The following is a 13,090-nucleotide window of genomic DNA, read 5'->3' on the forward strand; positions in this document are numbered from 1 at the left end:
CACGCGCGCGGGGCGCGAGCCGTCCGAGGTACGCCCCTAGAGCGCACCCTTGCGGGAGAGCTGGTTGAAGGCCAGCCAGCCCGGCAGGACCGGCAGCCACAGGGTCAGCAGCCGGTACAGCAGGACGGCGGGCGCCGCGACCTCCTTGGGGAGGCCGACAGCGATCAGACCGACGGTCAGGGTCGCCTCGACCGCGCCGACACCGCCCGGGGTCGGCGCCGCGGAGCCGAGCGCGTTGCCGGCGAGGAAGACGACGGCGACGCTGGCGATGCTCAGCGAGGTCGACTGGTCGCCGAACGCGCGGATGGAGGCGTCCAGGCACATCACGAAGCAGGCCGTCAGCAGCAGCATGCCGCCGATGCCGGTGACGAGCTTCTGCGGCCGCTGCAGCACGTCCAGCATGCGCGGTACGACACCCGCGAAGAGCGACCGCACGCGCGTGCTGACGAACTTCCGCAGGAGCGGCACCGAGGTCACCACGAGGACCAGCACCGCGACGGTCAGCAGGCCCGCGATGACCGTGCGGGACGGCGACAGCGACGGGGTCTTCTCGGTGCCGGTCAGATAGCCGAAGGACAGCAGCATCAGGATGTGACAGCCGAGCGAGAACAGCTGCGAGGCGCCCACGCTGGCCACCGCGAGCCCGGGACGCACGCCTGCGCGCTGTAGGAAGCGGGTGTTGAGGGCGACGCCGCCGACGGCGGCGGGCGCCACGATCTTCACGAAGGAGCCGGCGACCTGCGCCGCCACGGTCCGCGGGAACGGCACCCGCTCCGGCACGAACCCGAGCAGGGACATCGCGGCGGCGACGTAGCTGAGCGCCGAGAACAGCACCGCGGCGATCACCCAGCCCCACTGGGCGTTCGCGACCAGGGGGCCGAACTCGATGTGGGTGAGCTGGGTCAGCAGGTAGTAGCCGCCGATGGCGCCGGCGATGACACTGATCAGCGTGCGCGGCCGCACCCGCTCCAGCCGGGCCGGCTCGACGGGGGCCTGCGGTCTGATCCTCAGCACCTGGTGCCGGATCTGGGTGAGCAGGTCCTCCTCGCGGGCCTCTTCCAGCGCGTCGTCCAAGGCCCGCTTCTCGGCCCGCTGCTCGGCGCGCACCGTCTTCTTGTCGGGCTTCTCGGCCTCGTGCGCACGGGCCTGCTTGGCCTGCCGGGACGCCTCCAGGACCGCGTCCCGCTCGCGTTGGGCGCGCTCCCTGGCCAGTCTTCGCAGCGTCGCGCGCGTGGAGCGCGTCAGCGCGATCGGCTGGAGCATCGGCAGACAGTCGGCGACGGCGTCGGGGCCGAGGACACCGACCGCCGAGGCCACCGCCCGCTCGGCGCCCACCCGCAGACCGAGCGTGGTGACGAGCTGGGCGACGTCCATGCGCAGCAGCAGTTCACCGGCCGCGATCTCACCGCCGCGCAGGTCGGTGAGGATCACCGTGCCGGACGGATCCACCAGGATGGCGTCACCCGCGAGCCTGCGGTGCGCGATCCGGCGCGACTGCAACGCCTGCACCTGGTGCCAGGTGTTGCGCAGCAGTTCGTCGGTGATCTCCTCGTCGGCCAGCGAGTCGAGGGTACGGCCGCCGGTGTGCTCGTAGACGAGCATCACGGCGTCGGGGCCCAGCTCGGAGGTGGCGATCAGCTTGGGCGCGTTGGCGCCGGCCGCGATCGCCGCGTACGCCAGCAGCGCCTCCTGCTCCAGGGCCTGGCGCAGGGACTGCAGGCTGGAGCGGGTGGCGAAGCCGCGCAGGGTCAGGTTGCGCCACGCGCGGTAGAAGAAGCCCTGGGCCTGCTGTTCCCGGTCGACGACCGTGACGTCCAGCGGCGGCCCGTCCTCCAGGGTGACGAAGTAGCGCCGGCCCCGGTCACCGTTCTCGGTGTCCAGGGCCTCCTCGCGGGCCGCGCCGACCGGGTGGAATCCGACGTGCCTGAGGCCCGCCAGCAGGGTCCGCCCGGTGGGACGCACGTTGGGGGAGCCGACCGCGTACAGCGTGCCGTAGGCGACGGTCCAGCCGATCAGCACCGTGAGGATGATCGAGAACGGGGTGGTGTAGCCCGTGACCAGCATGGAGAACGCGTCGAGCAGCAGCACGATCCACAGCACGGACCGCCATCTCGGCCGCCGGGACATGCCGACGGCCGTCATGTAGGCGATGACGGGCGCGAGATAGCCGTGCACCGGGTCGGTGAAGGCGTGGATGTCACCGGGGGAGGGCTGGGTGAGCGCCTCCCGGATCGAACCCGGCGCGGCCCTGGCCACCCACAGGTCGGTGGCGAGGGTCACGCCGTGCGCGAGGACGGCCGCGAGCACGCCGTCGGCGATGCGCAGCCCGTCCCGCTTGATCAGCCGCTCGATCGCGAACGCGACCGGGACCAGCAGGATCGCGATGCTGGAGGCCAGTCCCGCGATCCTGATCAGCAGGTCGGGGGCCTGACCGGTGCCCTTGTTGATGTCCTGTTCGAGACCGGAGGTGGTGCCGTGTGCGAACGCCGAGATGCCGAGCAGCACGGCGATGGCGAGCACCCCGACCAGGAGCCGCATGAGGTCGGAGGGGCGGTGCACGCGCGCGGGGAGCAGCGGTTCGTCGCCCTCCACCTCGTCGGTGTGTGTCTCGTCGGGCACGTGTTCCGCCTCGGCGGCGTCGGGGTCTGCGGCGGGAGCCTGGTGCGCGGAGCCGGGCTTCACGAGGTCCGGCCGCGCGGCTTCCGGGTGCGCGGTACCGGGTTCCGCCGCGTCCGGGCGTGCGGCGGCGTCAGAGGTGCTCGCCCCTCCCTCGGAGGGCACGCCCTGCTGCTCGGCCGTCTCTTCTTGATCTCGTATCACCAGTCACCGCCTGCACGATGGTGGCATGCCCCACCGACACCCGAGGGCATCAGGGTGCAGATGCGGGGGCGCACAGTCTGCCCCAAGCGCCGCGAGAGGGCGAGGCGGAGGCCTGCCGCGGACCGCGCGGGTTGTCGGTGGGGTGCGGCAGGATGGGGCGAATGAGCGAGCAGAGCTTTCCCGAGGACACCCGAGAGGGCTCCCCGGACGAGCTGCCCGAGTACGCCGAGCGGGTCCTGGAGGTCGCCGAGCTGATCCCGCGCGGGCGTGTGATGACGTACGGCGACGTCGCGGAGTGGCTGGAGGAGGGAGGGCCGCGCCAGGTCGGGCGGGTGATGTCCCTGTACGGCGGTGCCGCCCCGTGGTGGCGGGTGGTGCGCGCCGACGGGGTGCTCCTGCCGGGGCACGAGCTGGGCGCACTGGACCACTACCGCGCCGAGGGCACCCCGCTGAAGGAGGCGGGCAGGGCCGCGGACGGCCATCTGCCGCGGCTCGACATGAAGCGGGCGCGGTGGGACGGCGACGCGGACGCGGGGGCTCACACCTGACAGCTTCCGCCATCGCGGGCCCTCGGGGGGAACCTGTGGCCCGTACGAGGGACACCGGGGACGTCCGTGGCATGACGTACGTTCGTGAGATGTGCGGCGCGTGTGCCGCGAGTGCCGCCCGGGGCGGACGGGAAGAAGCGGAAGCTCTGCTTCCGCACGGTTCCTCGGCGTAGCGTCGGCTGCGCGTGTCCCGCTCACCCCGCGGCCACCCCTGCGCACGCGCGACCGCGAACCGACCAGCACACCCACCAGGACCGGCGAACCACGTGAGCTCCTCTTCCTCCACCAGGCGCCTGCCGCACCCCCAGGTGCGGCAGGGGAACCGTGGCGCTTACCGACTGGTCCGTACCCCGCCGGCCGACGTGGATCCCCCTCGTCTGGACGCCGCACAGCGCGCCGTGGTTGACCACGGGTCCGGCCCGCTGCTCGTCCTGGCGGGTCCCGGCACCGGGAAGACCACCACCCTGGTGGAGTCCGTGGCCGCGCGGATCGCCCGCGGCGGGGACCCCGAGCGAATCCTGGTGCTGACGTTCAGCCGCAAGGCCGCCGTCGAGCTGCGCGACCGCATGGCCCTGCGGGTGGGCGCGGCCCGCGCGCCCCGGGCGACCACCTTCCACTCGTACTGCTACGCCCTGGTCCGCGCCCACCAGGACAGCGGTCTCTTCGTGGACCCGCTGCGGCTGCTGTCCGGCCCCGAGCAGGACGTCGCCGTCCGCGAGCTGCTGGCCGGTCAGCCCGACCTGGAGCGGCTCGGACTGAACCATGTGCGCTGGCCCGACGACCTGCGCGCCTGCCTGACCACCCGGGGCTTCGCCGACGAGGTCCGCGCGGTCCTGGCCCGCAGCCGTGAACTGGGCCTGGACCCGGCCGCCCTGGACGCCTTCGCCCGCCGGATCGGCCGCCCCGACTGGCGGGCCGCGGCCGCCTTCCTCGCCGAGTACCTCGACGTCCTCGACCTACAGGGCGTCCTCGACTACGCCGAACTCGTCCACCGCGCGGTGCTCCTCGCCCACCGTCCCGAGGTCGCCCTGGATCTCGCGGGGCGTTACGACGCGGTGTACGTCGACGAGTGCCAGGACACCGACCCGGCCCAGGTGCGCCTGCTGCACGCCCTGGCCGGCGGCGGTCGCACCCTGGTCGCGTTCGGCGACCCGGACCAGTCGATCTACACGTTCCGGGGCGCCGACGTGAACGGCATCCTGGACTTCCCGTCGGCCTTCGCGCGCGCGGACGGCAGTCCCGCCCCGGTGCGGGTGCTGCGTACGTCCCGCCGCTCCGGGGCCGGCCTGCTGGCCGCGACCCGGCTGCTGACCCAGCGGATGCCGCTGACCCGGCTGCCCGCCGACAAGGTGCGCGCGCACCGCGAGCTGACCGCCGCGCGGGACGACGGCCGCGTCGAGGTCTACACGTACCCGACACCCGGCACCGAGCTGGACAACGTCGCCGACATCCTGCGCCGGGCACACCTGGAGGACGGCGTCCGCTGGAGCGACATGGCCGTCCTGGTGCGCGCCGGGTCCCGCACCATCCCGACGGTGCGCCGCGCCCTCACCGCGGCCGGCGTGCCCCTGGACATCGACGGCGACGACCTGCCGCTGCGCCACGAACCGGCGGTGGCACCCCTGCTGACCGCGCTGCGGGCGGTGGCGACGGCGGAGGCGGCATCCCAGGCGGAAGCCGCTGTGGCGAGCCCCGCGGAAAACCTCGCGGAGTCCGCCGCGGAAGTCCCCGGCGAGGCGGCCCCCTGCTGGCTCGACACCGAGACCGCGCTCACCCTGCTCACCTCCCCCCTCGCCGGCATGGACGCGGCCGACCTGCGGCGCCTGGGCCGTGCCCTGCGCGACGAGGAGCGGGCGGGCGGCAACGCGTTCCCGCCCCCGTCGGACGAACTGCTCGCGCGGGCGCTCGCCGAGCCCGAGCGCCTGGCCGTGCACGACCCCGGGTACGCGCGCGGGGCGCAGCGGCTCGGCGCGCTGCTCAGCCGGGCCCGGGAGCGCCTGACGGGCGGCGGTACGGCCGAGGAGGCGCTGTGGGTCCTGTGGAACGGCACCCCCTGGCCCTCACGCCTGGAGCGCGCCGCCCGCCGCGGCGGCGCGGCCGGCCGCAACGCCGACCGTGACCTGGACGCCGTGTGCGCCCTGTTCGCCACCGCCGCCCGCGCGGAGGAGCGCAGCGGCGGCCGGGGCGCGCTGAACTTCCTCGCGGAGATCGAGGCCGAGGACATCGCCGCGGACACCCTCGCCGGCCGCGCGGTGCGCCCCGACGCCGTACGTCTGATGACCGCGCACCGCGCCAAGGGCCTGGAGTGGCGGCTGGTCGTCGTGGCCGGCGTCCAGGAGGGACTGTGGCCGGACCTGCGCCGCCGCGGCTCGCTCCTGGAGGCCGACCGCATCGGCCGCGACGGACTCGCCGAGCCGCTCACCCCGGGCGCGCTGCTCGCCGAGGAACGCCGCCTGTTCTACGTCGCCGCCACGCGCGCGCGTGAGCGCCTCGTCGTCACCGCAGTGAAGGCCCCCGCGGACGACGGCGACCAGCCCTCCCGGTTCCTCGCCGAACTGGGCGTCGAACCCCAGGACGTCACCGGCCGGCCCCGCCGCCCGCTCGCCGTGGCCGCCCTGGTCGCCGAGCTGCGCGCGACCACCGTCGACCCGCGCGCGTCCGACGCCCTGCGGGAGGCCGCCGCCCGCCGCCTGGCCCGGCTGGCCGCGCTCGCCGACGAGGACGGCCGCCCCCTGGTGCCGGCCGCCCACCCCTACCGCTGGTGGGGCATGTTCGAACCGACCGAGAGCAAGGTGCCGCTGCGCGACCGCGACCAGCCCGTGGTGCTCTCCGGCAGCGCCCTCGACCAGCTCGCCAACACCTGCAGCCTGCAGTGGTTCCTGGGCCGGGAGGTGAAGGCCGACGCTCCCGCCACCACCGCCCAGGGCTTCGGAAACGTCGTGCACGTCCTCGCCGACGAGGTCGCCTCCGGGCGCACCCCCGCCGACCTCGCCGTCCTCATGGAGCGCCTGGACTCCGTGTGGAACGCGCTCGCCTTCGACGCGCCCTGGAAGTCGGCGCAGGAGAAGGACAACGCGCGCGTGGCGCTCGAACGCTTCCTGAAGTGGCATGTCCTGGACCGCACCGCACGCACCCCGGTGGCCAGCGAGCAGGACTTCGACGTCACCCTCGGAGCGGGCGACTACGAGGTGCGCATCCGCGGCCAGATGGACCGCGTGGAGGCGGACGGCGAGGGCCGCGCGTACGTCGTCGACTTCAAGACCGGCAAACAGGCGCCCAGCGCGGCCGAGGTGGCCCGCCATCCACAGCTCGCCGTCTACCAGCTCGCGGTCCGTGAGGGGGCCGTCGACGAGGCCTTCGACGGCGTCCGGCCCGAGCCCGGCGGCGCCGAACTGGTCCACCTCAGACAGGGCGCCGCCCAGCGCGACGGCGGCGAGACCCTGCCCAGGGTGCAGGCGCAGGAGCCGCTGGAGGGGGAGTGGGTCGGAGAACTGCTGGCCACCGCCGCCGGCAAGGTCCTCGACGAACGGTTCGCGCCGACCACCGGCCAGCACTGCACCCACTGCGCCTTCCGCGCGTCCTGCAGCGCGCGGCCGGAGGGGCGGCACGTGGTGGAGTGAGCGCCGAGTCATCGACCGCGCTGCGTCATCGATTGTCAGTGCCCGCCGCTAGCCTCTTTTCTCATGCTCGCCCGTATCACCGACCCCGATCAGCTCAAAGAGCTCCTCGGCATCCCGTTCACCCCGGAGCAGACGGCCTGCATCACCGCGCCGCCCGCCCCGCAGGTGATCGTGGCCGGGGCCGGATCGGGCAAGACGACGGTGATGGCGGCCCGCGTGGTCTGGCTGGTCGGCACCGGGCAAGTGGCCCCGGAGCAGGTTCTCGGCCTGACCTTCACCAACAAGGCGGCCGGTGAACTCGCCGAGCGCGTCCGCAAGGCACTCGTCAGGGCCGGCGTCACTGACCCGGACGCCATCGACCCGGACAATCCGCCCGGCGAGCCGGTCATCTCCACGTACCACGCCTTCGCGGGCCGGCTGCTGACCGACCACGGCCTGCGCATCGGCCTGGAGCCGACCTCCCGGCTGCTCGCCGACGCCACCCGCTACCAGCTCGCCGCGCGGGTGCTGCGCGAGGCCCCCGGCCCCTACCCGGCCCTCACCCGCTCCTTCGCCGACCTGGTCAGCGACCTGCTCACCCTCGACTCCGAGCTCGCCGAACACCTGGTGAGCCCCGAGGAGCTGCGGTCCTGGGACGCCGGTCTGCTGAACACCCTGGCCGGGGTGAAGCTCGGCAACGCCGACCTGCGCAAGGTCCCCGAGACCGCCGCGGCGCGCCGCGAACTGGCCGGGCTGGTCGTCCGCTACCGGGCCGCCAAGCGCGAGCGGGACCTGCTCGACTTCGGCGACCAGATCGCGCTGTCCGCGGCGCTGGCCGGCGTCGCCGAGGTGGGCCGGCTGCTGCGCGACGAGTTCCGGGTCGTACTCCTCGACGAGTACCAGGACACCTCGGTCGCGCAACGCGTGCTTCTGGCAGGCCTGTTCGGCGCTGGCACCGGCCACCCCGTGACCGCGGTCGGCGACCCCTGCCAGGCCATCTACGGCTGGCGCGGCGCCTCGGTCGCCAACCTCGACGACTTCCCCGAACACTTCGCGCACGCCGACGGGCGCCCCGCCACCCGCCAGGCGCTCAGCGAGAACCGCCGCAGCGGCGGCCGCCTCCTCGACCTCGCCAACGACCTCGCCGAGCCGCTGCGGGCCATGCACGCGGGCGTGGAGGCCCTGCGGCCGGCCCCGGGCGCCGAGCGGGACGGCACGGTTCGCTGCGCCCTGCTGCGCACCCACGCCGAGGAGATGGACTGGATCGCCGACTCGGTCGCCCACCTGGTCCGCACCGGCACGGCGCCCGGCGAGATCGCGGTCCTGTGCCGTACGGCGACCGACTTCGCGGAGATCCAGGGCGCCCTCGTCGCCCGTGACATCCCGGTCGAGGTCGTCGGCCTCTCCGGGCTGCTGCACCTGCCCGAGGTCGCCGACCTCGTCGCCGTCTGCGAGGTGCTTCAGGACCCGGGCGCCAACGCCGCCCTGGTCCGGCTGCTGACCGGCCCGCGCTGGCGCATCGGCCCCCGCGACCTCGCCCTCCTCGGCCGCCGCGCCCGGCGGCTGGTGACGCACGCGCGCGTGGGCGACGCCGACGACCCGGACCGCAGGCTCGCCGAGGCCGTCGAAGGGGTCGACCCCGCCGAGGTGATATCCCTCGCGGACGCCCTGGACACGTTCCTGGAGCTGCCGTTCGACAGCGACCGGCAGGACGACGGGCTGCCGTTCTCGGTGGACGCGCGCGTGCGCTTCGCCCGCCTCGCCACCGAGCTGCGCGAGCTGCGCCGCTCCCTGTCCGACCCGCTGATGGACGTCCTGCACCGCGTCCTCGCGGTCACCGGCCTGGAGGTGGAGCTGTCCGCGTCCCCGCACGCGCTGGCAGCCCGCCGCCGCGAGACGCTCTCCAACTTCCTGGACGTCGCCGCCTCCTTCGCGGCCGGCGACCAGGAGGCGAACCTGCTGGCCTTCCTCGGCTTCCTGCGTACCGCCGCCCAGTACGAGAAGGGCCTGGACAACGCCCTGCCCGGCGGCGAGAACACCGTCAAGGTGCTCACCGCGCACAAGTCCAAGGGCCTGGAGTGGGACGTCGTCGCCGTCCCCGGGCTGGTCAAGGGCACCTTCCCGAGCAGCCAGGGGCGCGAGAAGTGGACCGCCCAGGCGAAGGTGCTCCCGCACGCCCTGCGCGGCGACACCGCCACCCTGCCCGACGTCGAGGCCTGGGACTCGCGGGGGATGAAGGCCTTCCACGAGGCCATGAAGGACCACCAGCACACCGAGGAACTCCGCCTCGGCTACGTCACCTTCACCCGCCCCCGCACTCTGCTCCTCGGCTCCGGCCACTGGTGGGGCCCCAGCCAGAAGAAGCCGCGCGGCCCCTCCGACTTCCTCCGGGCCCTGTACGACCACTGCGCCGCCGGACACGGCGAGATCGAGGCCTGGGCCGACGAACCGGAGGCGGACGAGGAGAACCCGGCCCTGCACACGGCGAGCGCCGACCAGGTGTGGCCGCTGCCCCTGGACGCGGCCGCCCTGGGCCGCCGCCGTGCGGCCGCCGCGACCGTCCTCGCCCACCTGGACGCCCTCACGGCCGGTACCGGCTCGGGCACTCCCGCCGGCCACGACCCGGCCGCCGCCGTGGCGGACCCGGACTGGCCCCCGCCGCCCGAGGACGAGGAACCCGACCCCTACGGGGACGACTTCCCGGACGCGGACTCCGCCGACTGGGACTCCTGGAGCACCGACCGTCCCGAATCCTGGAGCACCGACCGCCCCACCGTCCCGCACCAGGTCACACCCGCCGAGCGCACACCCCTGCGCACGCCGGCGCACGACCGTGCTCCGCTCGGCCCCCACAGCCCCCTCGGCCCCCTCAGTCCCGAGGAAGCCCGCGCCGTCGCCTCCTGGGACCGCGACCTCGACGCGCTCACCGGCGAGCTGTTGCGCGCCCGCCAGAACGTCACCGACGTCCCCCTGCCGGCCACGCTGTCCGCGACCCAGCTGATGCGGCTCGCCGAGGACCCGGACGGGCTCGCACAGGAACTCGCGCGCCCCATGCCACGCGCTCCGCAACCGGCCGCGCGCCGGGGCACCCGCTTCCACGCCTGGGTCGAGGCACGCTTCGAAGAGCTCACGCTGCCCATGCTGGAGCCCGACGAACTGCCCGGCGGCGACGCCGAGATCGCGGACGAACGCGACCTCGAAGCCCTCAAGGAGGCCTTCGAGCGCACCGAGTACGCGCAGCGAACGCCCTACCGCGTCGAGGCTCCCTTCCAGCTCACCCTCGCGGGCCGGGTCGTCAGGGGCCGTATCGACGCCGTCTACCGGACGGACCGCGACGACGGGGCGACGTACGAGATCGTCGACTGGAAGACCAGCCGCGTGCGCCCCGCCGACCCGCTCCAGCTGGCCATCTACCGGATCGGGTGGGCCGAGCAGCAGGGCGTGCCGCCCGAGTCGGTCACCGCCGCGTTCGTGCACGTGCGCACCGGTGAGGTCGAACGACCGGAGGGCCTTCCGGACCGGGCCGCCCTGGAAAGGCTGATCGTCGGACAAACTGAGTGTGACGAATCGCCCGCCGAGGATGTCGGTCCGGGCCGATAGGCTCGTGACCATGAGCCAGACCCCGGACAGCGTTGTCCGTACGTACATCGAGCAGTACCGTGCCGCCTTCCTCGACGACCTCGCCGCATGGCTGCGCATCCCCTCCGTGTCGGCCCAGCCCGACCACGCCCCCGATGTACGCCGCAGCGCTGACTGGCTCGCCGCCAAGCTGACGGAGACCGGCTTCCCGACCGTCGAGGTCTGGGAGACACCAGGCGCCCCGGCCGTCTTCGCCGAGTGGCCCGCGGGCGACCCTGAGGCGCCCACAGCCCTGGTCTACGGCCATCACGACGTGCAGCCCGCCGCCCGCGAGGACGGCTGGGACAGCGAGCCCTTCGAGCCCGTCGTCCGGGGGGACCGCCTCTACGCGCGCGGGGCGGCCGACGACAAGGGCCAGGTGTTCTTCCACACACTCGGCGTCCGCGCCCATCTCGCCGCCACCGGCCGCACCGCACCCGCCGTCACCCTGAAGCTGCTGATCGAGGGCGAGGAGGAGTCCGGCTCGCCGAACTTCCGGGCGCTCGTCGAGCGGCGAGCCGAGCGGCTCGCCGCCGACGTGGTGATCGTCTCCGACACCGGAATGTGGTCCGAGGACACCCCCACGGTGTGCACCGGCATGCGCGGGCTCGCCGAGTGCCAGATCGTTCTGCACGGCCCCGACCAGGACATCCACTCCGGCGCCTTCGGCGGCGCCGTCCCCAACCCGGCCACCGTCGCAGCCCGCCTGGTCGCCGCCCTGCACGACGAGCACGCGCGCGTGGCGATCCCCGGCTTCTACGAGGGCGTCGTCGAACTCAGCGAGCGCGAGCGGCGGCTGTGGGCCGAGCTGCCGTTCGACGAGGAGGGCTGGCTGCGCGAGGCGCATTCCTACGCCACCGAGGGCGAGGCCGGGCACACCACGCTGGAGCGCGTCTGGGCCCGCCCCACCGCCGAGGTCAACGGGATCGGCAGCGGCTACCAGGGCCCCGGCAGCAAGACGATCATCCCGTCCTCGGCGCTGCTGAAGCTGTCGTTCCGGCTGGTCGCCGGGCAGGAACCAGACCACATCGAGAAGATCGTCCGCGCCTGGGCCACCGAGCGGATCCCCGCCGGGATCCGTGCCGAGATCACCTTCCTTCCCGCCACGCGCCCGTGCCTGACCCCGCTCGACCATCCCGGCCTCCAGTCCCTGGCCCGCGCCATGGGCCGGGCCTTCGAGGCACCGGTCCGGTTCACCCGTTCGGGTGGCTCGGGACCCGCCGCGGACCTTCAGGACGTCCTCGGCGCACCCGTCCTCTTCCTGGGCATCTCCGTCCCCTCCGACGGCTGGCACGCCCCGAACGAGAAGGTCGAACTGGACCTTCTCCTCAAGGGCGTCGAGACCAGCGCCTACCTGTGGGGTGACCTCGCCGAGAACTGGCGCCATGCCACCTGAGCCACCGACGCCGTCCGCGACGGCACCGCGGGCGGGGCACACTGGAAGGACCGCCCCGCCCGCCCCGCCGCCGCCCGGCCCGGTCCCCTCCCGCCCTTCGTCCCGCTGAACCGCCCGCTGAAACATCCGTTGCACTGGGGGAGTTGGAAGCACCCGTGACCACCTGGACCGACCACACCGCCGATCGACCCATCTCGCTCACCGCCCCGAGCGGCATCGACCGCGCCGCCCACCACCGGCTCGACGAGGCCTGGCTCGCGGCGGCGTGGAGCCACCCCGACACCCGCTGTTTCGTGGTCTCCGGCGGCCAGGTCCTCATCGACGAGACGCCCGACGGCCGCACCGAACTCGTCATGACGCCCTCCTTCGAGGCCCCCCTCACCGAGGCACACCGCTACTTCCTGGGCACCGACGAGGACGGCGTCAGCTACTTCGCCCTCCAGAAGGACGCCCTGCCCGGCCGCATCGACCAGTCCGCGCGCCCGGCCGGCCTGCGCGAGGCCGGACTGCTGCTGTCCCCCCGGGACACGGGCCTGATGGTGCACGCGGTCGGCCTGGAGAACTGGCAGCGCACCCACCGCTTCTGCTCCCGGTGCGGCGAGCGCACGGTCATCGCCGCCGCCGGCCACATCCGCCGCTGTCCCGCCTGCGGCGCCGAGCACTACCCGCGCACCGACCCGGCAGTGATCATGGCCGTCACCGACGAGGACGACCGCATCCTGCTCGGCCGCCAGGTCCACTGGCCCGAGGGCCGCTTCTCCACGCTCGCCGGTTTCGTGGAGCCCGGCGAGTCCATCGAGCAGGCGGTGCGCCGCGAGGTCTTCGAGGAGGCCGGGATCACCGTCGGCCCGGTCGAGTACGTCGCCAGCCAGCCCTGGCCGTTCCCGTCCAGCCTCATGCTCGGCTTCATGGCCCGCGCGACCTCGACCGAGGTCAACGTGGACGGTGACGAGATCCACGAGGCCCGCTGGTTCTCCCGCGACGAACTCGGCGCCGCCTTCGACTCCGGCGACGTCCTGCCGCCGTACGGCATCTCCATCGCGGCCCGCCTGATCGAGATGTGGTACGGCAAGCCGCTGCCGACGAGGAGCTTCGTCTGAGACCGCCGT

The 13,090-nt window shown here is 73.9% G+C and carries 6 protein-coding genes; 5 read left to right on the plus strand and 1 reads right to left on the minus strand.

Translation table 11 applies throughout. The features are described 5' to 3' along the window. Nucleotides 1-36 precede the first annotated feature (36 nt). On the minus strand, nt 37-2,820 hold the full coding sequence (locus tag AB0P24_RS39410) for a lysylphosphatidylglycerol synthase domain-containing protein (RefSeq protein WP_365802732.1): 2,784 nt from the start codon (nt 2,818-2,820) through the stop codon (nt 37-39). Nucleotides 2,821-2,981: 161 nt separating this feature from the next. Here AB0P24_RS39410 and AB0P24_RS39415 point away from each other — a divergent pair, with 161 nt between their 5' ends. The 5 genes from AB0P24_RS39415 to nudC all read left to right on the plus strand — a co-directional run bounded on the left by AB0P24_RS39415 (nt 2,982) and on the right by nudC (nt 13,081). Continuing rightward, nucleotides 2,982-3,368, plus strand: a complete 387-nt coding sequence (locus AB0P24_RS39415; protein WP_365802734.1) for an MGMT family protein — start codon at nt 2,982-2,984, stop codon at nt 3,366-3,368. A 266-nt stretch (nt 3,369-3,634) separates the two neighbouring features. Further along, entirely contained in the window at nt 3,635-6,988 is a 3,354-nt protein-coding gene (locus tag AB0P24_RS39420) for an ATP-dependent DNA helicase (RefSeq protein WP_365802736.1), read from the plus strand. A 63-nt stretch (nt 6,989-7,051) separates the two neighbouring features. Next, nucleotides 7,052-10,567: a UvrD-helicase domain-containing protein gene (locus AB0P24_RS39425; RefSeq protein WP_365802738.1), complete on the plus strand. Its 3,516-nt coding sequence runs from the start codon at nt 7,052-7,054 to the stop codon at nt 10,565-10,567. 10 nt (nt 10,568-10,577) lie between these two features. Continuing rightward, nucleotides 10,578-11,981 (plus strand): dipeptidase, encoded by a 1,404-nt coding sequence (locus tag AB0P24_RS39430; RefSeq protein ID WP_365802740.1) that lies wholly within the window; start codon nt 10,578-10,580, stop codon nt 11,979-11,981. Between the two features lie 155 nt (nt 11,982-12,136). Then, the gene (gene nudC, locus AB0P24_RS39435) at nt 12,137-13,081 is read left to right on the plus strand and encodes an NAD(+) diphosphatase (RefSeq protein WP_365802742.1); all 945 of its coding nucleotides are present in this window, start codon (nt 12,137-12,139) and stop codon (nt 13,079-13,081) included. The last annotated feature ends 9 nt before the right edge of the window (nt 13,082-13,090 follow it).

The sequence above is a fragment of the Streptomyces sp. NPDC086519 genome, from assembly GCF_040686075.1.
In the GTDB taxonomy this organism is placed as follows: domain Bacteria; phylum Actinomycetota; class Actinomycetes; order Streptomycetales; family Streptomycetaceae; genus Streptomyces; species Streptomyces shenzhenensis.